Source organism: Blastococcus sp. SYSU D00669, from assembly GCF_054050715.1.
The window spans coordinates 24,789-49,150 of record NZ_JBJGZV010000020.1; the positions used below are offsets into that span (position 1 = coordinate 24,789).

The window sequence follows — 24,362 nt, forward strand, 5'->3', positions numbered from 1 at the left end:
ACTTGCGGTCCCCGTCGCCCGGAATCGCGACGGATCCGCACGAAAGGGTCTCCCGATCCGGCCCGAGACCTGGGAGGATCCCCCGTCGTGCGTTATCGCGTCCTCGGCCCGCTCGAGGTGTCGGGAACCGACGGACGCCCGCTGGACGTCGGGGGCGCCAAGCCGCGCGCGCTGCTGGCCCTGCTGCTCGCCGACGCGAACCGCGTGGTCGCCGTCGACCGCATCGTCGCGACCCTGTGGGGCGACGACCCGCCGCCCACCGTCACCGGCACGCTGCAGGCCTACGTCTCGCACCTGCGCCGGGTTCTCGAGCCCGACCGCGGGCCGCGCGAGGCGCCGTCGGTGCTGCTCACCCGCGCCCCCGGCTACCTGCTGCGGACCGAGGCCGGCGACCTGGACGCGCTGCGCTTCCCCGAGCTGGTCGAGGAGGCCGAGCGGGCGCTGGAGGGCGGCGACCCGGCGCGCGGGGTCAGCCTGCTCGACCAGGCGCTGAAGCTCTGGCGCGGCGAGCCGCTGGCCGAGCTGGGCGACACGCCGTCGGCGGCCACCGACCGGCTGCGGCTGGTCGAGCTGCACGTGCGCGCCCGCGAGCGGCGCTGCGACGCCCTGCTGGCGCTGGGCCGGGCCGACGCCGCGGTCACCGACCTGCAGGACCTCGTCGCCCAGAACCCGCTGCGCGAGCGGCTGTGGGCCCGGCTGGTCACCGCCCTCTACGCCGCCGACCGGCAGGCCGACGCGCTCGACGCGGTGCGCCGGTGCACCGAGCTGCTGCGCGACGAGCTGGGCATCGACCCGGGTCCGGAGCTGCGCGACCTGGAGCAGGCCGTGCTCCGCCAGGACCCGAAGCTGCTCGAGCGGCTCCCCCGCCCGAAGCTGACCGTCGCCCCGCCGCCCGCGCCGGCCCCGGTGGTGCCGGCGGCGGAGGAGATCGTGGGCCGCCGGCAGGAGCTGGACCGGCTCAGCGCGGTCGGCGACCAGGTCGCCGGCGGCCGGCCCGCGGTGGTGGTGATCGAGGGCGAGGCCGGGATCGGCAAGACCCGCCTGGCCGAGGCCGCCGCCGACGCCGCCCGCAGCGCCGGGTGGTCGGTGGCCTGGGCGCGCTGCGCCGACGACGCCGGCGCGCCGCCGCTGTGGCCGTGGACCCAGGTGCTCGAGCAGCTCGGCCAGGAGCAGCTCACCCTGGTCACCGAGGCCGACGCCGCCGGGGACGCCGACGCCGCCCGGTTCCGGCTGTTCCAGGACCTGCGGGGCCGGCTGTTGTCGGCCGCCAGCCGCCCGCTGCTCGTCGTCCTCGACGACCTGCAGGGCGCGGACACGACGTCGGTCCAGCTGCTCGGGCTGCTCGGCCGGCACCTGCCCCGCGTCCCGCTGCTGGTCATGATCACCGCGCGGACCGTCGGCGAGCAGGTCCCGGAGACGGTCTCCGACGCGCTGGCCCGGCTGGCCCGCGAGCCCTCCGCCACGTGCCTGCGCCTCGCCGGGCTGGCGACCGAGGACGTGCAGACGCTGCTGGCGCGCCAGCTCGGCGCCGGTGACCGCTCGCTGGCCTCCGCCGTGCACGACCGCACCGGCGGCAACCCGTTCTTCGTCGTCGAGCTCTCCCGCTGGATGCTCGGCGCGCACGACCTGCAGCTGACCCGCGTGCCGGTGCCGCCGTCGGTGGGTGAGGTGCTGCGCAAGCGCCTGGACCGGCTGCCGGCGGACACCCGCGCCGTGCTGCAGCTGGCCGCGGTCGCCGGCCGCGACATCTCGCTGGAGCTGCTGGAGGCCGCCGGCACGCCCGCCGAGGACGCCCTGACGGCGCTGGACTCCGCCGTCGCCGTCGGGCTGGTCGTGGAGGGCGCCACCCCGTGGACCTGGCGGTTCACCCACGCGCTGGTGCAGGAGGTGCTGGCGGGCGACCTCTCGGCGGTGCAGCGGGCCCGGCTGCACGCCCGGCTGGGCGCGGCGCTGGAGCAGCGGGCCGCGGCGGGCACGCCCGAGGAGGCGCTGCTCGAGCGGCTGGCGCACCACTTCATGGAGGCGGTCCCGGTGACCGGCCCCGGCCCGGCGCGGCGCTACGCGGCCGACGCCGCCCAGGCGGCCCGCTCGCGGTGGGGGCACGGGGAGGCGGCCGAGCACACCCGCCGGGCGCTGGGCCTGCTCGACCCGAACGAGCCCGACGCGCTGCGCACCCGGCACCAGCTGCTCACGCTGCTCGCCCACGACCTGCTGCGCAGCGGCTCGCGCACCGAGGCGCACGAGGTCACCGCGCAGGCCATCGCCGCCGCCCGCGAGCTCGGCGACCGCAAGTGCCTGGCCGACGCCGCGGCGATCTGGGGCAGCATCACCGTCTGGAACTGGCGGCCGCACGGCGTCGTCGACGACGACATGGTCGCCGTCCTGGAGGACCTGCTCGAGCACCGCGACGAGCTCGCCGACACCGAGGACGAGCGCGACCGGCTGGCCGCGCGGCTGCTGGGCACCCTCGGCGTCGAGCTGGCGTTCAGCCACGACCTGCAGAAGGGCGTGCGCTACGCCGACCAGGCAGTGGAGCTGGCCCGCCGGATCGGCGACCCCGAGCTGCGCGGCCGCACGCTGAACAACTACAGCCTGGCCGTGTGGGGCCGCCCGGGCGCCGCGGAGCTGCGGCTGGCCGCCGCCGAGGAGACGATCTCGCTGGCCGGCAGGGGCCTGCCCCGCCGCACCGAGTTCTTCGCGCGGCTGCACCGCGCGGCGATCCGGCTGCACATGACCGACCTGCGCGGCTTCGAAGCCGACCTGGACGCCGCCCGCCGGCTGGCGATCTCGCTGTCCGGCCCCGAGGTGCGCCCGCACGTGCTGTGGCAGCAGGCCGGCGCGGCCTGGCTGCGCGGCGACGCCGCCCGCGCCGAGGAGCTGACCACCGAGGCCTACGAGCTGTACCGGCGGGTGACGCCGCACGCGCGGCACGCCTACGCCGCCCACCAGTTCACCCTGCGCCGCGGCGACCACCGGCTGCCCGAGGCGGTCGACCTGCTGGTCGAGACCGGCGACGAGGGCAACCCGCTGCTGCAGCTGATGGCGGTGCTGGCCGCCGCGGAGTCGGGCGACCTCAAGGAGGCCCGCCGGCTGCGTGCCCGCTGGGGGCGCACCCAGATCCGCGACTGGGCCAGCGACGTCGCCGTCCTGCTGGAGGCCGAGTGCGCGCTGCTGCTCGGCGACGAGCCGGAGCAGGAGATGGCCGTCGTCCAGCTGCTGCCCTTCCGCGGGCGGCAGGCGGTCCTGGGGACGCCGTCGTTCTCGCTGGGCGCCTACGACGAGCTGCTCGGCCGGATCGCCGAGGCGCACGGCGACACGGTGGCCGCCCGCGAGTGGTGGCTGGCCGCCCGCCAGCAGGGCCGGCTGGTGGGGTCGCCGCACCAGGTGGCGCTGGCCGAGTCGCACCTGGCGCGGGTGCCGGCGGAGAAGGCCGTCCGCCCGCGCCGCAAGCGCTCCACGACGCCGGCCCCACCCGCCGCCTCCGCCTGAGCTCCGCCACGATCAGCCGAGCTGGTCGTGGCGGGACCTCCCTGACGCTGGGACGTGACGGAGGACGCGTTGCGGTGAGGGAGGAGCCACGGTGGGCGGCGTCAGGCTCCGCAGTGGGCGGTGGTGGTCGTCGGGATGTCCAGCGCGGGATTGCGGTCGAAGAAGCCGAACGGCGCGAGGGAGAACCCGCACGAGTCGACCGGCATGACCGGCCACTCCTCCGGCCGCGGGAAGTGCACCATGCCGAAGGTGTGCCACAGGACGACGTCCTGCCCCTCGAGCGGGCGGTCGCCGGCGACGAAGACCGGCAGCCCCCCGGCGCCGGCGTGCTGGTTGACCAGGTCCCCAGCGGCGTGCCGCTGGGCGGGGTCGTACCGGGTGACCCACAGGTGCTTGGTCGCGAACGCGGCCCGCTCGGCGATCGACGACGCCTCGCCGGCCAGCAGGACCGGCCTGCCCTCCGGGACCAGGACGTACCCGACCGGCTGCCCGAGCCGGTTGCGGACCGACGGGTTGACCACCTGCCACACGCGGTCGACGGATGCATCGGCCATCCGCTGTGCCTCCGACTCCCGGGTCAGGGGCGTCATCCGGCGGCGGAACCCGTTGGCGTACGGGTTGCCGTCGCCCGCCGGATCGGGGACGGCGTCGACTTCGTAGACCGTGTTCCCCGTCCCGTCGACGGCCATGTCCAGCCGTGCCGAGAAGAGGTGCTGGTGGTAGGGCGCACCCAGCCCCGGAGCCACCTCGGTCGCATACGGGTGGTCGGGACCGCGGTACGAGGAGGTCCACAGGATTCCGGTCGCCTTCACCTCCAACTGGATCCGGCCGTCCAGGTACAGGTACCAGTAGAAGCCGTAGTCGTAGTTGCCGACCGTGGTGACGAAGCTGATCACCAGCCGGCGCTGCCGCCGGGTCTCGGCCATGTCGAACCACACGTCGCTGTGCTTCCAGAGGAGACCGACGTCCTCCTCGTGCAGGCAGACGGCGTTGGGGAGGACCTGCGGGTGGCCGGTCTCGTCGGCGAGCACGGCGTCGAAGTAGCGGATCTCGCCCAGGCAGTCGCACCCCAGCTCGAGGCTGTTGGCGAACCGGCCGAACAGGTACTCGCCGCCGTCGAAGTAGTTCTGCCAGTAGCGAGCCGGTGAGGGGTCGGCGTACGGCACGATCATCTCGGAGACCGACGCGCGATAGACCACCGACCGGCCGTCGTGGGTGACCTGGTGCAAGGAGAGACCCTCCCGCGCGTCGAAGCCGAACCGGAACCGCCAGCCGGCCCAGCTGACCTCGTCGTCGTCGACGGTGAAGCTGGGGCCGTCCGGCTGGCTGATCTCGATGGGCCGGAGGTCGGTCCGGGGTGGGACCGCGTGCGGCGCGGCGTCCCAGCGACCGCGTTCGGCCGGCACCGGCAGGTCGAGCAGGTCGTGCACGGCGGTGACCACGCCCGCGGTCAGGTCGATGTCGGCGACCAGGCCGTCCACGGGATGGGCGTAGGGGCTGTCCTGTGCATCCGGCTGGAGGAAGGGGAGGACGCGGAGGAGCCGCCGGTCCGCCTCGCCGGCGAGGCCGTAGGCGCCCGCCGACAGCGGCGCGCAGCGGACGTCCGCGACGTCGAGCCCCCGCCGGGCCAGTGCCGTGGTCCACCGCTCGTCGGCGGCCACGATCCCCTCCATCTCCAGGAACTCCTCGAACAGGATCGGCAGCTGCCCCTCGGTGGCGGCGTCGATCTCGACGTCCCGGACGATGGCCCGGCCGCTCAGCGAGACCGACACGTCACGCGCGATGCCGGTGGCGCGGTCGAGCAGCAGCACCCGCACCCGCCGGTCGACCTCCGCTCCCGGGCGCCAGCCGAGGACGTGCTCCTTGTCCGGCTCCTCGAGCTGGACGAGCACGAACCGGGTCGATGCGGAGAGCGCCCCGGCACCGGCGACCAGGTCTCGGACCTCCTGGATCTCCTCGGCGGTGAGCCGGGCCAGCGGGTGACGGACGGCGGGGGCGCGGGTGGACGTCGCGGTCATCGGGGCTCCTCCGGCGCGGGAGGCCCACCCTCCCCCGGTCCCGTGGCCGGACGCCACAGACCTTCGGCCCGGTCGATCACCGGGTCGTCGCGATGCCGCCGTCCACGGGGATGACCGTGCCGGTCACGTACGCACCGGCGCGGCTGGTCAGGTAGACGACGACGCCGGCCATGTCGTCGGGCCGGCCGATGCGGCCCAGCGGCGACCGGGCGGCGATCTCGTCGCCGAACGCCTCGAGGGTGGCGGCCATCATCTTCGACTCGAACGGGCCGGGGGCGACGGCGTTGACGGTGATCCGCCGCGGCCCGAGCTCCTTGGCCAGCACCCGTGTGAGGTGGTGCAGCGCGGCCTTGGACGCCGAGTACGAGTAGGTGTGCATCGGCGGGACGTGCAGGCCGTCGATGCTGCCGACGTTCACCACGCGCGCCGGGTCGTCGTCGGTGCCGCCCTCCTGCAGCAGCGGCAGGAACGCCCGGGTGAGGAAGAACGGCGACTTGAGGTTCAGGTCGAGCACCTTGTCCCAGCCCGAGGCGGGGAACTCCATCAGCGGCGCCCCCCACGTCGCGCCGGCGTTGTTGACCAGGATGTGCAGCTCGTCCTCGTGCCGCCCCACCTCGGCGGCCAGCGCCTGGCAGGCCTCCTCGGTGGAGAGGTCGGCCGGCACGAACCGGACCGTGCCGTGCGCCGCGAGCTCCTCGCGGGCGCGTTCGCCCTCGTCGGCCTTGCGGGCGCTGATGTAGACGCGGGCGCCGGCCTGCAGCAGGCCCCGGGCCATCATCAGGCCGATCCCCCGGGTGCCGCCGGTCACGACGGCCACCTTGCCGGTCAGGTCGAACAGGTCCACGAGCCACCTCCGGGAGGTCCGCGCCGCCGCGCCGCGCCGCTGGACGGCGACCCTATCCAGCCGCCGTCCGGGCCCTCGCGTTCACCCGGCGCGGACGACGCGGCTGCCCCGGTCCGCGGCCAGCCTGGTGCCCGGGAGAGGGGAGGCGCCATGACCGGGACCTCGCAGGACGACCTGCGCCCGAACTGGCACGTCCGGTCCGGGGAGTACGCGCCGAGCGGGCAGCAGAGCCGCTGGGTCACCTGGCTGGTCTTCGCCGGCGTGATGCTGGCGATCGTCGGGTTCCTGCAGGCGCTGGCCGGGCTCACGGCGCTGTTCGACGAGGACTCGTTCGCCGTCCCGTCCACCGGGCTGGTGGTCGGCGTGAGCTACGACGTCTGGGGCTGGACCCACCTCGTGCTCGGGGCCGTCGCCATGGTCACGGCGTTCCTCCTGCTGCGGGGCAACCTGTTCGGGCGGATCCTCGGCGTGGTCATCGCGGTGTGCAGCGCGCTGCTCAACCTCGCCTTCCTGCCCACCCACCCCTGGTGGTCGGTGCTGGTCATCGCGTTCGACGTCCTCGTCGTCCACGCGATCACGGTGCACGGCGGGGAGCTGAAGGGCACCGCCTGACCGGGTGTGCGAGTCTGCCGATCATGAGCGACGCCGCGCCCGTGGGCGCGACCAGCGAGGTCGGCCGTCTGCGCACCGTGCTGCTGCACCGTCCCGGCCCCGAGCTGTCGCGGCTCACCCCGCGGAACAACGACCAGCTGCTGTTCGACGGTGTCCCCTGGGTGGCCCGCGCGCAGGAGGAGCACGACGCCTTCGCCCAGGCCCTGCGCGACCGCGGCGTCGAGGTGCTGCACCTCGACCGGCTGCTCGCCGAGGTGCTGGACTTCCCCGCCGCCCGCGCCGAGCTGATCGCCGCCGCCGTCGACGACCCCCGCCTCGGCACGACGCTGCAGCGGGCCGCGACCGCGCACCTGGCCGACCTCGCCCCCGACGAGCTCGCCGCGACGCTCATCGCCGGCCTGGCCCACGACGAGCTGCGCGGCGGCTCGGGTCTGGCCTACCGGCTGATGGACCGGGGCGAGTTCATCGTCCCGCCGCTGCCCAACCTGCTGTTCACCCGCGACTCGTCGGTGTGGGTGGGCGACGAGGTCGCCGTCACCTCGCTGGCCATGCCCGCCCGGCACCGCGAGAGCACGATCACCTCCGCCGTCTACACCCACCACCCGCGCTTCGCCGGCGTCGAGCAGCTCTACGGCGCGCGTCTGGAGCACCTGGAGGGCGGCGACGTCCTGCTGCTGTCCGCCGGCGTCGTCGCCGTCGGGGTGGGCGAGCGGACGACGCCCGGCGGGGCGGAGCGGCTGGCCCGGCGGGTGCTCAGCCGCGGGCTGGCGCAGACCGTGCTCGTCGTCCCGATCGTGCAGCAGCGGGCGACGATGCACCTGGACACCATCGCGACCATGGTCGACGTCGACGCGATGGTGATGTACCCGGCCGTCGCCGACGCGCTGGTGGCCTGGACGGTCACCGCCTCGTACTCCCCGCCCGCCGACCCCACCGAGGACGCCGACGGCCTCGAGCTCGCCGTCCGCGGCCCCGCGCCCTTCGTCGAGGCCGCGGCGGCCGCCATGGGCATCGACCGGCTGCGGGTCATCGACACCGGCCTCGACCCGGTCACCGCCGAGCGCGAGCAGTGGGACGACGGCAACAACACCCTCGCCCTCGCCCCGCGGCTGGCGGTGGCCTACGAGCGCAACACCGTCACCAACGCCGCACTCGAGGCGGCCGGCATCGAGGTCGTGCGGATCGCCGGCTCCGAGCTGGGCAGCGGCCGCGGCGGCCCGCGGTGCATGAGCTGCCCCGTCACCCGCGACCCGCTCTGACGTGCTTCACCGCGATCGAGCACGCGTGCTCGATCGCGATGGAGCACCGAGGGTCACAACCCCTGGGCGAGGCGGTGGTAGGCGGCGCTCCAGCGCAGCTCCTTGGCCAGCGACCGCCGCGTGGTCTCGGCGTCGATGACCACCAGCTCGGTCGAGAACACCTCGGCCAGGTCGGTGAGCTCGTCGGCGCCGACCTGGGTGGACAGCACCGTGTGGTGCGGCCCGCCGGCGGTCAGCCAGCCCTCGGTGGCGGTGGCGAAGTCGGGCCGCGGCTCCCAGACCGCCCGGGCGACCGGGAGGTTCGGCAGCGGCTCGTCGGGCTCGACGACGTCGATCTCGTTGGCCACCCAGCGGAACCGGTCGCCGAGGTCGGACCAGCCGACGACGACGCCCGGCGCCGGGGTGGCGGTGAACACCAGCCGGGCGGGGTCCTCGCGGCCGCCGATCCCGAGCGGGTGCACCTCGACGCGGGGCCGCTCGTCGGTGATCGTCGGGCAGACCTCGAGCATGTGGGCCCCGAGGATCTTCGGGGTGTCCCCCTCGAGGTGGTACGTGTAGTCCTCCATGAACGACGTGCCGCCGGGCAGGCCGTGGCCGACCACCTTGAGGACGTGCAGCAGCGCGGAGGTCTTCCAGTCCCCCTCGCCGCCGAATCCGTAGCCGTCGGCCATCAGCCGCTGGACGGCGAGGCCGGGCAGCTGGCGCAGCCCGCCGAGGTCCTCGAAGTTCGTGGTGAACGCACCGAAGTCGCCGTCCTCGAGGAACGACCGCAGCGCCGCCTCGATGCGCGCCTGGTAGCGCACGGCGTCGTGCTTCGGCCCGCCCGGCTCGGCGCCGTCCTGGAAGTCGTACCGGTCGAGGTACTCCTCGACCAGCGCGTCGACGGTCTTGTCCTCGACGGCGTCGACGACGGCGACCAGGTCGTTGACGCCCCAGGTGTTCACCGAGACGCCGAAGCGCAGCTCGGCCTCGACCTTGTCCGACTCGGTCACCGCGACGTTGCGCATGTTGTCGCCGAAGCGGGCCAGCTTGAGCGACCGGGCGGCCGCGGCACCGGCCGCGGCCCGGGCCCAGGAGCCGACCCGCGCCTGCACCCGCGGGTTCGACACGTGGCCGGCCACGGTGGTCCGCGGCGTCCGCAGGCGGGTGAGGATGAACGCGTGCTCCCGGTCGCCGTGGGCGGCCTGGTTGAGGTTCATGAAGTCCATGTCGATCGTCGCCCACGGCAGGGCGGCGTCGGCCTGGGTGTGCAGGTGCAGCAGCGGCTTGCGCAGCGCGTCGATGCCGGAGATCCACATCTTCGACGGCGAGAAGGTGTGCATCCAGGTGATGACGCCGAGGCAGTTCGGGTCCTCGTTCGCCTCGCCCATCGCGCGGCGGATCGCCCCGGCGTCCTTGAGCACGGGCTTCCACACCACCCGGGCCGGGACGGCGTCGGCGGCGTCGAGCCCGGCGGCCACCCGCTGGGACTGCTCGGCGACCTGCTGCAGGGTCTCCTCGCCGTAGAGGTCCTGGCTGCCGGTCAGGAACCAGACCTCGGCCCCGGCGTAGGGGTCGGTGCGCATCAGGGAGCGATCCTCACTTCTGTCCGTAGACGTTCTGGTAGCGGGCGTAGAGCGAGTCGACGTCGCGCTGGTCGATCGGCAGCGGCTCGCCGAGCTGGCGGGAGAGGTGCACCGTGCGGGCGACGTCCTCGGTCATGACGGCGGCCTTGACCGCGGCCTTGCCCGACCCGCCGATGGTGAAGACGCCGTGGTTGCGCATGAGCACCGCCGGCGAGCGGGACGACGAGAGGGTCTCGACGATCCCCCGCCCGATCGAGTCGTCGCCGATCAGCGCGAACGGGCCGACCGGGATCGGACCGCCGAACTCGTCGGCCATCGCCGTCAGCACGCACGGGATCTCCTCGGCGCGCGCCGCCCAGGCGGTGGCGTACGGGCTGTGCGTGTGCACCTGGCCGTTGACGTGCGGCATGTGCCGGTAGACGTAGGCGTGCGCGTCGGTGTCGGACGACGGCTTCTTCACCCCGTCGACGGGGTTGCCGTCGAGGTCGCAGACGGTGACGCCCTCCCAGGTCAGCTCGTCGTACTCGACGCCGCTGCCCTTGATGACGAACAGGTCCTCCCCGGGCACCCGCTCGGAGACGTTGCCCGACGTCCAGGTCACCAGCTCGTAGCGGGTCAGGTAGGTGTGCAGTGCGGCGACGTGCTCGCGCTGCGGGCGGTGGGTGCCGCGCTCGGTCAGGGTGGCGGTCATCGGCTGTCTCCTCGCGGGACGGGGCTCAGGTGGTCGACGGCGGCCCGCTCGACCGGGAGTGCGGCGACGTAGCGCCGCATGAAGGCGTCGAAGCCGGCGACGTCGGCCGGGTCGGGCTCGGCGGTCTGCAGGCGCGCGCCGCCGAAGACGGAGCTGTCCAGGTAGTCGGCCAGGCCCTGCTCCGGCGCGCGCCGCACGGCGAAGGCCGCGAGCACGGCCATGCCCCAGGCGCCGCCCTCGGCCGCGACGTCGCCGACCGAGACCGGCGTCCCGATCGCCGCGGCCAGGAAGCGCTGCGCCACGCCCCGGGTCTTGAACAGGCCGCCGTGCGCGAACATGCGGTCCAGCCGCACGCCCTCGTCCTTCTGCAGCACGTCCATGCCGATCCGCAGCGTGGCCAGGGACGAGAACAGGTGCGCCCGCACGAAGGTGCCGAGGTCGAGCCGGCTGTCCGGCGACCGCACGAACAGCGGCCGCCCCTCCTCGAAGTCGGTGATCGGCTCGCCGGAGAGGTAGTTGTAGGCCACCATCCCGCCCCCGTCGGCGGCACCGCCGAGCGCGGCGGTGAACAGGGTCTCGAAGACCGCCGACGGGTCGGCGGGCGCCCCGAGCGCGCGGGCGAACTCGGTGAACAGCCCGGCCCACGCGTCGAGCTCGCTGGCCCCGTTGTTGCAGTGCACCATCGCCACCGGGTCGCCGGACGGCGTGGTGACCAGGTCCAGCTCGCGGTGCACCCGCCCCAGCTCGCGCTCGAGCACGACCATCGCGAAGATGCTCGTCCCCGCGGAGACGTTGGCGGTGCGCGGGGCGACCGAGTTCGTGGCGACCATCCCCGTCCCCGCGTCCCCCTCGGGCGGGCAGAGCGGGACGCCGGGGCGCAGCCGCCCGGTGGGGTCGAGCAGCGCCGCGCCCGCCTCGGTCAGCGTGCCGGCGGGCTCGCCGGCGACCGCGATCGCCGGCAGCAGGTCGGCCAGCCGCAGCGCCGCGCCCGCCTCGGCGGCGAGCTGGTCGAACCGGGCCAGCATGGGAGCGGAGTACCCACCGGTGGCGCCGTCGATCGGGAACATGCCGCTGGCGTCCCCGGTGCCGAGCACCTTCTCGCCGGTCAGCTGCCAGTGCACGTAGCCGGCCAGGGTGGTCAGGTGGGCGAGCCGGCCGACGTGCTCCTCGCCGTCCAGGACCGCCTGGTACAGGTGGGCGACGCTCCACCGGTGCGGGATGTTGTGGCCGAACTCCGCGGTGAGCCGCTCGGCCGCCCGCCCCGTGTTCGTGTTGCGCCAGGTGCGGAAGGGCGTGAGCAGCGCTCCGTCGGCGTCGAAGGCCAGGTAGCCGTGCATCATCGCCGAGACGCCGAGCGCGCCGACCGTGGGCAGCTCGACCCCGTGGCGCCGCCGGACGTCGTCCGCGAGGGCCGCGACGCTCTCCCGGACCCCCGACCACACGGCGTCCAGCGAGTACGTCCACAGCCGGTCGACGAACTGGTTCTCCCAGTCGGAGGTGCCGACGGCGAGCGGCGCGTGGTCCGGCCCGACCAGCACGGCCTTGATGCGGGTCGAGCCCAGCTCGATCCCGAGGGCGGTGCGACCTGCGGTGATCGCCTCGCCGGCGTCCGTCGTCATGTGGGGAGACCCTTCCGCCCGGTGACAGGCTTGGATGTTAGCGCTAACACGGCGGGCGGCCTCATGCCCGGTGGTGCGGCGCCCCCGTGCTGGAGCGCACCAGCAGGGTCGGCAGCACGGGTTCGGGGTGCAGGTCCTCGCCCTGGAGCCGGGCGAGGACGAGCTCGACCCCGCGCCGGCCGAGCTCGGCGAAGTCCTGGCGCACCGTGGTCAGCGGCGGGGTGAAGTACGGAGCCTCCGGCAGGTCGTCGTAGCCGACGACGCTGACGTCGCGCGGGACCTCCAGCCCCTCCTCGTGGAAGGCGGCGAGCAGGCCCAGGGCCATCTGGTCGTTGGCCAGGAAGACGGCGGTGACCTCCTCGCCGTCCCGCCGCCGCTCGGCCAGCAGCTTGCCCGCGGCGTAGCCCGAGGACGGCGTCCAGTCGCCGCGCAGGATCCGCGGGGCGGGCGCCCCGGCGGCGTTCAGCTCGGCCCGCCAGCCCTCGATGCGGTCCCGGGCCTCCTTGCTGTCGGCCGGGCCGGTGACGTGGTGCACCGTGCGGTGGCCGAGGTCGAGCAGGTGCCGGGTGGCCAGCCGCGCGCCGGCCACCTGGTCGACGCCCACGGCCGGCTCCTCGAGCGCGCCGCCGCTCTGCACGGTGACCAGCGGGATCGGGGCGGAGACGGTGTGGAAGGCCTCGAAGGCGTCGTCGTAGGTGCCCAGGGCCACGACGGCGTCGACCGACTGCGAGACGAAGCGGTCGACCGCGTCGCGCATGGCCTTCGCCGTCGCGTCGTCGAGCACCGTGACCGCCAGCGAGTAGCCGGCGGACCGGGCGGCCTGCTCCAGGCCGACGAGCGTCTGCGCCGGGCCGTACTGGCTGATGTTGACCACGACGAAGCCGATGGTCCTGGTGGAGCCGGTGACCAGGGCCCGCGCCGCGCTGTTGGGCCGGTAGCCGAGCTCGGCGATCGCCGCGAGCACCCGCTCGCGGGTCAGCGGGGCGACGTTGGGCGAGCCGTTGATGACCCGGGAGACCGTCTGGTGCGACACCCCGGCACGGGCCGCGACGTCGGACATGACGAGCGCACGAGGCGGCGCTTCGGGCTGCACCGGTCTCCTCCTCGGCGTCGTCGGCGGGGGTGGTTCGGGAGTGGAGCGCTGGATCTGGGTGTGCGGGGTCCGCCCCGGCGCCCGCAGGCGCCGGGGCCGGACCCGCGCGGGTCAGCGGGAGCCGGCGGCCCGCCGCTTGTTGTAGACGTCGAAGGCCACGGCCAGCAGCAGCACGAGGCCCTTGACGACCGACTGGATGGACTGGTCGACGCCCTCGAGCTGCATGCCGTTGCTCATCACGCCGACGAGCAGGCCGCCGACGACGGCGCCGGCCACCGTGCCCACACCACCGGTGACGGCGGCACCACCGATGAAGCAGGCGGCGATGGCGTCGAGCTCGAACATGTTGCCGGCGCCGGGCTGGGCGCCGTTCGAGCGGGACGAGAACACGATGCCGGCCACGGCGGACAGCACGCCCATGTTCACGAACAGCCAGAAGTTGACCGCCCGCACCTTGACCCCGGACAGCGTCGCGGCGGCCAGGTTGCCGCCGATGGCGTAGACCTGGCGCCCGAAGACGGTCCGCTTGGTGACCATCGCGTACACGAGGATCAGCACGGCCAGGATGATCAGCACGATCGGCAGGCCGCGGGCGTGGGCCAGCTGCCAGGCGAAGTACATGACCACCGCGCCGACGACGACGATCCGCGCGACGAACAGCGGGAAGGACTCCACCGGCTGCTGGTACTTCACCCGCGCCATGCGGGTGCGGAACGAGCTGAGCGCGTAGCCGGCGACCGCGATCCCGCCGATCAGCAGGGTGAAGGCGTCGTAGCCGTCACCGCCGATGAGCCCGTTGAGGAAGCCGCTGGCGATCCGGCCGTACTCCTGCGGGAACGGCGAGAGCGAGATGTTGTCCAGGACCTGCAGGGTGAGGCCGCGGAACAGCAGCATGCCGGCGAGGGTCACGATGAACGCCGGGATGCCGACGTAGGCGACCCAGAAGCCCTGCCAGATGCCCACCAGCAGGCCGACCCCGAGGGCGGCCAGCACGCCGACCCACCACGGTGCGCCCGACCGGATCACGGTCACCGCCGAGACCGCGCCGGTGAGCGCGACCACCGAGCCGACCGAGAGGTCGATGTGCCCGGCGATGATGACCATGACCATCCCGATCGCGAGGATCAGGATGTAGGAGTACTGCAGGACGATGTTCGTGATGTTGCCGGGCGACAGCAGCGTGCCGTCGGTCAGGATCGCGAACAGCGCGATGATGACGACGAACGCGATGTAGATGCCGCTCTGCCGCAGGTTGCGGGTGAACAGCTGGCGGATGTCGCTGGTGCCGGCGTGGAGCGCGGCGGAGGGGGCGGCCTCGGTGGAGGTCTCCTCCGCCGGTGGCGGCGCGGTCCTGGTCATGCGGCCTGCTCCCTCTCCTTGGTCATGAGCACCATGAGGTTCTCCTGCGTGGCGTCGCCGACCGGCATCTCCCCGGTGATCCGGCCGGCCGACAGGGTGTAGATACGGTCGCAGATGCCGAGCAGCTCGGGCAGCTCCGACGAGATGACGAGGACGGCCTTTCCGGCCGCCACGAGGCGGTTGATGATCGTGTAGATCTCGTACTTGGCGCCGACGTCGATGCCGCGGGTGGGCTCGTCGAGGATGAGCACCTCGGGGTCGGTGAACAGCCACTTGGACAGGACGACCTTCTGCTGGTTGCCGCCGGAGAGCTTCCCGACGATCGACAGCACGCTGGGCGCCTTGATGTTCATGTCCTTGCGGTAGCCCTCGGCGACCTTGATCTCCTCGTTGCCGTTGACCCAGCCGCCACCGGACAGCTTCTTGAGGGCGGCGGCGGAGATGTTGCGACTGATGTCCTCGATGAGGTTCAGCCCGTAGCGCTTGCGGTCCTCGGTCGCGTAGGCGATGCCGTTGTCGATCGCCTCGGCCACGCTGCGGGCCCGCACCTCCTTGCCGTGCACGAAGACCCGGCCGGAGATGTTGCGACCGTAGGAGCGGCCGAAGATGCTCATCGCCAGCTCGGTGCGGCCGGCGCCCATCAGCCCCGCGATGCCGACCACCTCGCCGGCGCGGACGTAGAAGTTGGCGTCCTCGACGATCTTGCGGTCCTGCGTGGGGTGCCAGACGGTCCAGTTCTCGACGCGGAGGATCTCCTCGCCCGGGTGCGACTCGCGCTCCGGGTAGAAGCTCTGCAGGTCGCGGCCGACCATGCCGCGGATGATCCGGTCCTGGGTGACCTCGCCGGAGGCCGTGCTCAGCGTCTCGACGGTCTTGCCGTCGCGGATGACGGTGACGCTGTCGGCGATCGCGGTGATCTCGTTGAGCTTGTGCGAGATCATGATCGAGGTGATGCCCTGCTCGCGCAGCCGGCGGAGCAGGTCCAGCAGGTGCGCCGAGTCGTTGTCGTTCAGCGCGGCGGTGGGCTCGTCGAGGATGAGCAGGCGCACGTCCTTGGACAGCGCCTTGGCGATCTCGACCAGCTGCTGCTTGCCGACGCCGAGCTGGCCGACCGGCGTCACCGGGTTCTCGTCGAGGCCGACCTGCTTGAGCAGCGCGTCGGCGTCGGCGTTGGCCTTGTTCCAGTCGATGAGGCGGTTGCGCCCGCGGCGCTCGTTGCCCAGGAAGATGTTCTCGGCGATCGAGAGGTACGGCACCAGGGCGAGCTCCTGGTGGATGATCACGATGCCGACGTGCTCGCTGTCGCGGATGCCGTGGAACGAGACGGCCGCGCCGTCGTAGACGATCTCGCCGTCGTAGCTGCCGGCGGGGTAGACGCCGGAGAGGACCTTCATCAGCGTCGACTTGCCGGCGCCGTTCTCCCCGCAGATCGCGTGGATCTCACCCCGCCGGACCGAGAGGTTGACGTTCTCGAGCGCCTTGACGCCGGGGAACGTCTTGGTGATGCCGCGCATCTCCAGGATGTTGTCGTCCATGGACTCCGTCGTCCTCGCAGTCGTGCGCCCGGATGGAACTGTGTGCGGTCAGCATGACCCCGCCGCGGGGGCGGGGCTAGCGGACGGTGAGGTGGAACCGGCCGGGCCCGGCAGCGCCAGTCGCTGCCGCCGGGCCCGGCCGGGCCTGGGGGGTGCGGGTCAGTCGGCCTGGCCCGTGGCGACCTCGTCGGCCGTCCAGTAACCGGTGTCGATCAGCTCCGCCTGGATGTCCTCGGCGAAGACGGTCACGACCGGCAGGAGGTACGAGGGCACGACCTTGACGCCGTTGTCGTACGTCTCGGTGTCGTTCGCCTCGGGCTCGTCGCCCTGGAGGAAGGCCTCACCGGCGACGACGGCCTGCTCGGCCAGCAGACGGGTGTCCTTGAAGATCGTGGAGCTCTGGACGCCGTCCTGGATCAGCTTGACCGAGGCGATCTCGGCGTCCTGACCCGTCACGACCGACATCGGCTGCGGGGTCGAGTCGAGGTTCGGCCCGTACCCGGCGTTGGTCAGCGCGGTGATGATGCCGCGCGACAGGCCGTCGTACGGCGAGAGGACGCCGTCGACGCGCGAGCCGTCGTTGTAGGTGGAGGTCAGCAGGTCCTCCATGCGCCGCTGGGCGGTCTCCTGCTGCCAGCGCAGGATCGCGACCTGCTCGATGTCGGTCTGGCCCGACTTCACGACGAGCGTGCCGTTGTCGATGTACTCCTGCAGCACCGACATCGCGCCGTCGAAGAAGAAGTGGGCGTTGTTGTCGTCCAGCGAGCCGGCGAACAGCTCGATGTTGAACGGACCGGTCGCGGTGCCCGGGTTGCCCTCGGCGTCGAGGACGCCCAGGCCGGTGAGCAGCGCGGTGCCCTGCGCGACGCCGACCTCGAAGTTGTCGAAGCTGACGTAGAAGTCGACGTTCTCGCTGTCGCGGATCAGCCGGTCGTACGAGATGACCGGGATGCCCTCGTCGGCGGCCGCCTGCAGCTGGCTCGACAGCGCGGTGCCGTCGATCGCGGCGATGATCAGGAGGTCGGCGCCCTCGGTGATCATCTGGTCGATCTGCTGCGACTGGGTCGGGATGTCGTCGTTCGCGAACTGGAGGTTGACCGTGTAGCCCTTCTCCTCCAGCTGCGACTGCACGGCCTCGCCGTCGGCGATCCAGCGCTCGGACGTCTGGGTCGGCATCGAGACGCCGATCGTCTGGTCCTCCGGGTTGGCGTTCTCGTCGCCGGCGCTCGAGCCGCCACCGGCGCCCTCGCCGCCACAGGCCACCAGGCTCAGCGCGAGGGCAGCCCCCAGGGCGCTCAGCCGGAGCTTCTTAACCTGCACATCTCCTCCTCGAGACAACTGCCGCCTCACGGGCGCTCAGGCCCGCGCTGACGCGAGCGGCAGCCAGTGTGAGCGCTCACATGGGGGTGCCGTCAAGGCTTGTGCCAGAACTCAGATGTCACGTTCGGGTAACGCGCGCTTCACCGACGGCGGGTACCGCGAGACCGCGATCTCACACCGCGACGTCCGTCTCCCCCGATCGGCGTCGGGCCCGGTGAGGCATAGGAACCTTCACCTGCGTTCTAGGGGCCAGAACGCAGGTGAAGGTTCCTATGCCTGACGTCAGCGGAGGGTGATCTGGCGGCTCAGCAGGCCGGCGCGGGCGCGGCGCTCGTCGGCGGTGAGCGGCTCGGTCACGGCGAGCGCGCGCTCCAGCCGTCCCTGGAACTCCGTCGCCGGGCCGGTCCAGTCGGCGGCCGGGGTGTCGGCGGGCAGGTCCCAGACCGGGACGAGGAGGCCGTGGGCGCGGAAGGCCCCGGCGTAGCGGGTGCCCTCGCCCAGGGTCAGCTCCTCGGCGGCGCGCAGCCGGGCCAGGGCGTCGAGCAGCGGCTCCTCGTCCTCCTCGCGCACCCAGCGCAGGTGCGCCCGCTCGTCGCCCGGGCGGACCCAGTAGGCGGCGCCGAGCCCCTCCAGCCGCCGGGTGGGCAGGATCGCGGCGTTGGCCTGCTCCAGTCCCGCCCGCGCGGTCGGGCCGGCGTCGGCGCCCTCCAGCCAGAAGCCGAAGTCGTCGTGCACGGTCACCTCGAGCGGGGCCTCGCGGTCGACCAGCTCCTGCAGCCGGGGGCCGGCAGATCCGGCGGCACCGACCGGGCCGGGGTCGACCGGCGCGCCGGCCGGGGCCTCGAGCGCGGCGGCCAGCGCGGTGCCGAGGTCGCGGCTGACGTCGTCGGACGCCGCGGGCAGCTGCACGCCGAGCACGATCTCGCCGTTCGCCCGCACCAGCGCGGGGGCGCCGCCGGGCAGCACGCTGGCCAGCGTGACCTCGCGGCCGTCCGCGGTCCTCAGGGGCGCGGTCGCGGCCGGGACGAACTCGCGCAGCGCCACCCAGTGCGCCTCACCGGGCAGCCCCTCGAACGGCCGCGTCACCGGGGGGGCGTAGCCCGAGCCGTGGCAGTGCTTGTACCGCCGGCCCGAGCCGCAGGGGCACGGGGCCTTGGGGTTGACCTCGCCGTCGGTGGCCTTCGGGGCGGCGGGACGGCGCTTGGTCGAGGAGCGAGCCATGCGCCGACCCTATGCGCCCGGCGCGGGCACCCCCGTCCAGAGCTCGTCGAAGGCGATGCTGTCGAAGAACGCCGTCCCCTCGACCACGGCGCCGTCGCGCAGGGTGAGGAACCAGGCGTAGGTGTTGCGGTAGGTCGTGCCGGCCGTGGTGGTGCCCTCGCCGTCCCAGACGACCACGACGTCGTCGCCGTCGGCGAGCACGCTGCGGATGCGCACGGGGCGGAACGGCGCGTCGGCCGGGAACCGCGCCGCGAACGGGGCGAGCACGCCGTCGGCGAACTCCCGGGCGCTGCCGTACCGGCCGGCCGCCCGCGACCGGCCGACGATCTCCCACCGCATGTCCTCGGCGAACAGCGCGCTGACGTGCCCGTCCCCGCGCTGCCATGCCTCGAACGCGGCCGTGACCAGTGCTCGGTTGTCCGCCATCCCCTACTCCTTCTCCGCCAGTCGCTTCAGGTTGAGCAGCTGCCGCCGGGCCATGACCAGGTCGCCCACCGCCATCGCGCGGGTGGTGACGGCGGCCGGAAGGGGCAGCGGCGGCGGCGTCCAGCGCAGCCGCACGAGCAGGTGGCTGCCGCCGTCCCGCGGCGTGACCGCGTACGTGACGACGACGTGCCCGAACAGGCCGCGGTGCTCGTAGGTCTGCTGCACCGGCCGCTCGAACGAGGCCAGGTGGAAGATCCGCATCGCCGGCTGCGCGACGACCAGCCGGTCGAGCCCGGGCGTGAGCCGCTGCGGGCTGCGCCGGCCGCCGTTGTCGAGCAGGTCGTACGAGTACGGCGCGACGCGCAGCTGGCACAGCCAGCGGAACAGGTGCTCCGGCGGCGCGTCGACGTCCACGGCCCGGTGCAGGACGACGTCGGCGTCGGGGAACAGCTCGTCGCAGGGCAGCGGCCGGACGAGGTCGTCGTCCGTGGCACCCCAGTCGCGGACGACGTCGGCGATCGCCATGACCGCCACCTTGGCCCCCGGCGGCCCGCAGCGGGAGTCATACGCTCGTCGGCGTGACCGTGGCCGCCGCACCGCTCGACCTGACCGACCCCGCGGTCGTCGCCGATCCCTACCCGTCGTTCGCCCGGGCCCGCGCCGCCGCGCCGGTGCAGTGGCACGACGGCCTGGGGCTGTGGTTGGCGTTCACCCACGCCGAGTCCAACGCCGTGCTGCGGGACCGGCGGCTGGGCCGGATCTGGCGCGACAAGGAGCCGGCCCAGCGGTTCGGGCAGTTCAACCTCATCCACCGCAACGCGATCCTCGAGATGGAGCCGCCGGAGCACACCCGGCTGCGGCGGCTGATCAGCGCGGCGTTCGCCCGCGGCCACGTGGAGCGGCTGCGGCCGTGGGTGCAGCAGCTGGCCGACTCGCTGGTCGACGAGCTGGTCGAGCGCTCCGCCGGCCGGGACGGCGTCGACGTCCTGGCGGGGATGGCCGAGCAGCTGCCGGTGGCGGTCATCGCCGAGCTGCTCGGGGTGCCCGCGGCCGACCGCGCGCTGCTGCGACCGTGGTCGAACGCGATCGTGAAGATGTACGAATACGGCCGCACCGAGCAGGCCGAGCAGGCGGCCGAGCGGGCGGCCGCGGAGTTCGTCGAGTACCTGCGGGCGCTGGCGGCCGAGCGGCGGAAGGCCCTCGGCGAGGACCTGGTCAGCCACCTGGTCACCGTGCGCGACACCGAGGGCGACCGGCTCACGGAGGACGAGCTGGTCACCACGTGCATCCTGCTGCTCAACGCCGGCCACGAGGCGACGGTGAACGTCAGCGGCAACGGCCTGCTGGCGCTGCTCGAGCACCCCGACCAGCTGGCGCGGCTGCGCGCCGACCCCGCCCTGCTGCCGACGGCGATCGAGGAGCTGATGCGCTTCGACTCGCCGCTGCAGCTGTTCGAGCGCACCGCCACCGACGACGTCGAGATCGGGGGCGTGACCGTGCGGCGCGGGCAGAAGGTCGCCGCGCTGCTCGGCGCGGCCAACCGCGACCCCGCGGTGTTCGCCGACGCCGACACCCTCGACGTCGGCCGCACCGACAACCCGCACATCTCCTTCGGCGCCGGCGTGCACTTCTGCATCGGCGCCCCGCTGGCCCGCGTGGAGCTGCAGGCCTCGTTCGGCGCGCTGCTGCGCCGCACCTCGGCGCTGGAGCTGGCCCGGCCGGCGCGGCGCCGTCCGGAGTTCGTGATCCGCGGCCTGGCCGAGCTGCCCGTCGTCCTCACGCCGTAGCGCGCTCCAGCAGGGGCACCAGCTCGTCCGGACCGGGCAGCGACGCGAGGCCGGCGGCGGCCTCGGCCGCCGCGGCCCGCAGGTCGTCGCGCTCGAGCAGCTCGGCGACGGCGGCCCGGAGCCGTCCAGGTGTGGCCTCGTCCGGCTCCAGCCGCAGGCCGAGGCCGGCGGCCACCACCCGCTCGGCGCCCAGCCGCTGGCTGGGCGAGATCCCGGGGAGCACGAGCAGGGGCAGCCCGGCGAGCAGGGCGCCCACGGTCGTCCCCGCACCGCCGTGGGAGACCACGGCGTCGACGTGCGGCAGCACCAGCGACTGGGGGACGTACGCCACCACCCGCACCCCCGGGTGCGCCGCCCGGACGACGTCCGGCGGGTTCGGCCCGGTGGCGACGACGACGCCGCGCGCGACGTCGGCCGCCGCGTCGGCGAGGCGCTGCAGCAGGTCCGGCCGGGACGACGCGGGCACCGTCCCCAGGGTCACGTAGAGGGCCGGCCGCGGCAGCGCCTCGAGGTCGGGAGCGGTCACGGCCGGACCGTCGAACGCGGTCGGGCGGACGGTGACGACGGGGACGCCGAGCTGCTCGACGTCGGGCACCTGCAGCCGCGGCGGGCACGCGTCGAGGTAGAGGCCGCCGGTCTGGCGCGCCGACCCGGCGGCACCGGCGGCCACCCAGACCGCGTCCAGCGGATCCACGAGCAGCTGCCTGCCCGCGGCGGTGCGCGCCGGCGACGACCAGCTGTGCGTGACGACCGGCAACCCGCGCAGCGCACCCACCAGCGGCGCCGCGTACTCCCCCTCCTCGTGGACGAGCACGTCGGGCCGCCACCCGTCGACGAGCGCCAGCAGGTCGGCGGCCATGGGCGGGACGGCGATCGTGGTGAACAGGTGCCGGGGCCGCTCGGGCCCGACGAGCCCGCGCGCGTCGGCCTGCTCGACCATCGCCCGCAGCGGCAGCCCGGCCGGGACCGCCGTCGCCCCGCACCGCTCCACCCACGGCACCTGGTCGGCGCCGGTCGCCACGCGGACCTCGTGCCCGGCCGCCGCGGCGGCCAGGGCCAGCGGCAGCACGGGGTGCAGGTGCCCGAGACCCGGGTTGCTGCTCACCAGGAACCGCACGGGCGCTCACCTCCCTGACCGCCGGGAATCCTCCTCCGCAGCGGGTCGCCCCGTCACTGGCACGATGCGGCCCATGCGCCGCACGGACCCGGACGCCGCGGAGGTCCTCGACCGGCTGCGGGAGCTGGCCGACCCGGCGCGGCTGGAGGGGATGGCCCGCTACGGCATCGGCGGCGCGCACGCGCTCGGCGTCACGGTGACCGAGCTGCGCGGGCTGGCGAAGGAGCTCGGCCGCTCGCACGAGCTGGCGGCGGGCCTGTGGGCGTCGGGCGTGCACGAGGCACGGATCCTGGCCAGCCTGGTCGAGGAGCGCGACCGGGTCGACGCGCGGCAGCTCGACGACTGGGCCGCGGCGTTCGACTCGTGGGACGTGTGCGACCAGGTCTGCCAGAACCTGGTCCGGCACACCCCGTTCGCCTGGGAGCGGGCGCTGGACTGGAGCGGGCGGGAGGAGCCGTTCGTCAAGCGGGCCGGGTTCGCGACGATGGCCGGGCTCGCCGTGTCGGACAAGCGGGCCGGCGACGACCGGTTCGAGCCGTTCCTGCGCGCCGTCGCCGAGCGGGCGGACGACGACCGGCCGGTCGTCCGCAAGGGCGCCAGCTGGGCGCTGCGCCAGATCGGCAAGCGCAACCCGGCGCTGCACGCCCGGGCGGTGGCGACGGCGGAGGGGCTGCGCGAGGGCGGGCGCGGCGCCCGCTGGGTGGCCGTCGACGTCCTGCGCGAGCTGGGGCGGCGTACTCACCGGTAGAGGGTGAGCGGTGTCACTGGCACGATCCAGCCATGCGCGGCCTGATGCAGGACTACCCCCTCACCATCGACTCGATCTTCCGCCACGTCGAGCAGCACTACGGCGACGCGACGATCGCCACCAACGGCCCCGACGGCGTCACCCGGGTGACGTACGCCGAGTGGGCCGAGCGGACCCGCAAGCTGGGCGGGGTGCTGGACACGCTGGGCATCAGCGGCGACGGCCGGGTGGGCACCTTCGGCTGGAACAGCCAGCGCCACCTCGAGCTGTACTTCGCCGCCCCGTGCACCGGCCGGGTCCTGCACACGCTCAACATCCGGCTGTTCCCCGAGCAGCTGACCTACATCGCCAACCACGCGGAGGACGAGGTCGTCTTCGTCGACCGCAGCGTGCTCCCGCTGCTGTGGCCGCTGATCGACACCATGAAGACCGTGCACCACGTCGTGGTCATGGACGACGGCGGGAACAACGAGATCCCCGACGACCCGCGGGTGCACGACTACGAGGCGCTGCTGGCCGACGCCTCCCCGGTCGACTTCGGCGTCACGGACGAGAACCTCGCCGCCTCGATGTGCTACACGTCCGGCACCACCGGCAACCCCAAGGGCGTCGTCTACTCCCACCGGTCGACGTTCCTGCACACCATGGCCGTCTGCGCGCCCAACGCGTTCGGCCTGAGCATCCGCGACGTGGCCATGCCGGTCGTGCCGATGTTCCACGCCAACGCCTGGGGCATCGCCCAGGCCGCGCCCGCCGCCGGCGCCTCGCTGGTGATGCCGGGCCCGATGATGCAGCCCGAGGCGCTGGCGAGGCTGATCGTCGACGAGGGCGTCACCTTCACCGCCGGCGTCCCGACGATCTGGCAGGGCGTGCTGCCGCACCTGGCCGGGAAGCCGCACAAGCTGCGCGAGATCGGCTGCGGCGGCTCGGCGGTGCCGCGGGCGCTGAGCGAGGCCTACCGCGAGCAGGTCGGGCTGCCGATCCTGCAGGCCTGGGGCATGACCGAGACCTCGCCGGTGGCGTCGTCCGGGGTGCTGCCGCGGCGCTTCGAGGACGCGTCCGACGACGAGAAGGCCGACCGGCGGGCGCGGGCGGGCATCCCGCTGTTCGGCGTCGAGGCGCGGATCGTCGACGCCGACTCGATGGAGCCGCAGGCGTGGGACGACTCGGCCACCGGCGAGCTGCAGGTCCGCGGCCCGTGGTGCGCGAAGGACTACTACAACCCCGACGCCGGCGTGCAGCTGAGCACCGACGACGGCTGGATGCGCACCGGCGACGTCGCGGCCATGGACACCGACGGCTCGATCCGCATCGCCGACCGCACCAAGGACCTCATCAAGTCCGGCGGCGAGTGGATCAGCTCCGTCGACCTGGAGAACGTGATCATGAGCCACCCGAAGGTGAAGGAGGCCGCTGTCGTCGGCATCCCGCACCCGAAGTGGGACGAGCGCCCGCTCGCCTGCGTGGTGGTCAAGGAGGGCGAGGAGCTCAGCGAGGACGAGGTCCTCGAGTTCCTCAAGCCGAAGGTGGCCAAGTGGTGGCTGCCCGACGCCGTCGAGTTCATCGACGAGGTGCCCAAGACCAGCGTCGGCAAGTTCTCGAAGAAGGACCTCCGCAACAAGTTCGCGGAGTACCAGCTCAAATAGAGGACCCCCTGCC

19 protein-coding genes are annotated in these 24,362 nt (G+C 73.7%); 6 read left to right on the top strand and 13 right to left on the bottom strand.

Going from position 1 to position 24,362, the window contains the following annotated elements; translation table 11 throughout:
• Positions 1 to 87: 87 nt before the first annotated feature.
• Positions 88 to 3,489, top strand: a complete 3,402-nt coding sequence (locus ACI8AF_RS15220; protein WP_456540566.1) for a BTAD domain-containing putative transcriptional regulator — start codon at positions 88 to 90, stop codon at positions 3,487 to 3,489.
• A 101-nt stretch (positions 3,490 to 3,590) separates the two neighbouring features.
• On the opposite strand, the gene ACI8AF_RS15225 is transcribed toward ACI8AF_RS15220, so the two are convergent.
• Complete coding sequence (locus tag ACI8AF_RS15225) at positions 3,591 to 5,507, bottom strand: primary-amine oxidase (RefSeq protein WP_456540567.1); 1,917 nt, start codon at positions 5,505 to 5,507, stop codon at positions 3,591 to 3,593.
• A 76-nt stretch (positions 5,508 to 5,583) separates the two neighbouring features.
• Entirely contained in the window at positions 5,584 to 6,351 is a 768-nt protein-coding gene (locus ACI8AF_RS15230) for an SDR family oxidoreductase (RefSeq protein WP_456540568.1), read from the bottom strand.
• A 150-nt stretch (positions 6,352 to 6,501) separates the two neighbouring features.
• Here ACI8AF_RS15230 and ACI8AF_RS15235 point away from each other — a divergent pair, with 150 nt between their 5' ends.
• Positions 6,502 to 6,963 carry a DUF7144 family membrane protein gene (locus tag ACI8AF_RS15235; protein ID WP_456540569.1) on the top strand — a complete coding sequence of 154 codons (462 nt, stop codon included), beginning with the start codon at positions 6,502 to 6,504 and terminating at the stop codon, positions 6,961 to 6,963.
• 23 nt (positions 6,964 to 6,986) lie between these two features.
• Positions 6,987 to 8,222 (top strand): arginine deiminase, encoded by a 1,236-nt coding sequence (locus ACI8AF_RS15240; protein WP_456540570.1) that lies wholly within the window; start codon positions 6,987 to 6,989, stop codon positions 8,220 to 8,222.
• A 53-nt stretch (positions 8,223 to 8,275) separates the two neighbouring features.
• On the opposite strand, the gene araA is transcribed toward ACI8AF_RS15240, so the two are convergent.
• The 10 genes from araA to ACI8AF_RS15290 form a co-directional block, all read right to left on the bottom strand.
• A complete protein-coding gene (gene araA, locus ACI8AF_RS15245) occupies positions 8,276 to 9,787 on the bottom strand; it encodes an L-arabinose isomerase (protein WP_456540571.1) in 1,512 nt (503 codons plus the stop codon).
• Between the two features lie 13 nt (positions 9,788 to 9,800).
• The gene (locus ACI8AF_RS15250) at positions 9,801 to 10,478 is read right to left on the bottom strand and encodes an L-ribulose-5-phosphate 4-epimerase (RefSeq protein WP_456540572.1); all 678 of its coding nucleotides are present in this window, start codon (positions 10,476 to 10,478) and stop codon (positions 9,801 to 9,803) included.
• Positions 10,475 to 12,097, bottom strand: a complete 1,623-nt coding sequence (locus tag ACI8AF_RS15255; RefSeq protein ID WP_456540573.1) for a xylulokinase — start codon at positions 12,095 to 12,097, stop codon at positions 10,475 to 10,477. The genes ACI8AF_RS15250 and ACI8AF_RS15255 overlap by 4 nt, the downstream gene beginning before the upstream one ends.
• Before the next feature lie 61 nt (positions 12,098 to 12,158).
• The gene (locus ACI8AF_RS15260) at positions 12,159 to 13,190 is read right to left on the bottom strand and encodes a LacI family DNA-binding transcriptional regulator (RefSeq protein ID WP_456540574.1); all 1,032 of its coding nucleotides are present in this window, start codon (positions 13,188 to 13,190) and stop codon (positions 12,159 to 12,161) included.
• A gap of 111 nt (positions 13,191 to 13,301) precedes the next feature.
• On the bottom strand, positions 13,302 to 14,549 hold the full coding sequence (gene mmsB / locus ACI8AF_RS15265) for a multiple monosaccharide ABC transporter permease (protein WP_456540575.1): 1,248 nt from the start codon (positions 14,547 to 14,549) through the stop codon (positions 13,302 to 13,304).
• Positions 14,546 to 16,084 (bottom strand): multiple monosaccharide ABC transporter ATP-binding protein, encoded by a 1,539-nt coding sequence (mmsA, locus tag ACI8AF_RS15270; RefSeq protein ID WP_456540576.1) that lies wholly within the window; start codon positions 16,082 to 16,084, stop codon positions 14,546 to 14,548. The genes mmsB and mmsA overlap by 4 nt, the downstream gene beginning before the upstream one ends.
• A 159-nt stretch (positions 16,085 to 16,243) precedes the next feature.
• Positions 16,244 to 17,404 carry a multiple monosaccharide ABC transporter substrate-binding protein gene (gene chvE / locus ACI8AF_RS15275; RefSeq protein WP_456540577.1) on the bottom strand — a complete coding sequence of 387 codons (1,161 nt, stop codon included), beginning with the start codon at positions 17,402 to 17,404 and terminating at the stop codon, positions 16,244 to 16,246.
• Between the two features lie 282 nt (positions 17,405 to 17,686).
• The gene (locus tag ACI8AF_RS15280; RefSeq protein WP_456540578.1) at positions 17,687 to 18,625 is read right to left on the bottom strand and encodes a DUF5926 family protein; all 939 of its coding nucleotides are present in this window, start codon (positions 18,623 to 18,625) and stop codon (positions 17,687 to 17,689) included.
• 9 nt (positions 18,626 to 18,634) lie between these two features.
• Positions 18,635 to 19,051 (bottom strand): nuclear transport factor 2 family protein, encoded by a 417-nt coding sequence (locus ACI8AF_RS15285; RefSeq protein WP_456540579.1) that lies wholly within the window; start codon positions 19,049 to 19,051, stop codon positions 18,635 to 18,637.
• Positions 19,052 to 19,054: 3 nt separating this feature from the next.
• Positions 19,055 to 19,576: a hypothetical protein gene (locus ACI8AF_RS15290; protein ID WP_456540580.1), complete on the bottom strand. Its 522-nt coding sequence runs from the start codon at positions 19,574 to 19,576 to the stop codon at positions 19,055 to 19,057.
• 53 nt (positions 19,577 to 19,629) lie between these two features.
• Here ACI8AF_RS15290 and ACI8AF_RS15295 point away from each other — a divergent pair, with 53 nt between their 5' ends.
• Entirely contained in the window at positions 19,630 to 20,838 is a 1,209-nt protein-coding gene (locus tag ACI8AF_RS15295) for a cytochrome P450 (protein WP_456540581.1), read from the top strand.
• Here ACI8AF_RS15295 and ACI8AF_RS15300 read toward each other — a convergent pair.
• Entirely contained in the window at positions 20,828 to 21,955 is a 1,128-nt protein-coding gene (locus ACI8AF_RS15300; protein ID WP_456540582.1) for a glycosyltransferase, read from the bottom strand. The two genes, ACI8AF_RS15295 and ACI8AF_RS15300, sit on opposite strands and share 11 nt — an antisense overlap.
• A gap of 73 nt (positions 21,956 to 22,028) precedes the next feature.
• Here ACI8AF_RS15300 and ACI8AF_RS15305 point away from each other — a divergent pair, with 73 nt between their 5' ends.
• A complete protein-coding gene (locus ACI8AF_RS15305) occupies positions 22,029 to 22,703 on the top strand; it encodes a DNA alkylation repair protein (protein WP_456540583.1) in 675 nt (224 codons plus the stop codon).
• Positions 22,704 to 22,735: 32 nt separating this feature from the next.
• Positions 22,736 to 24,349 (top strand): long-chain fatty acid--CoA ligase, encoded by a 1,614-nt coding sequence (locus ACI8AF_RS15310; protein ID WP_456540584.1) that lies wholly within the window; start codon positions 22,736 to 22,738, stop codon positions 24,347 to 24,349.
• The last annotated feature ends 13 nt before the right edge of the window (positions 24,350 to 24,362 follow it).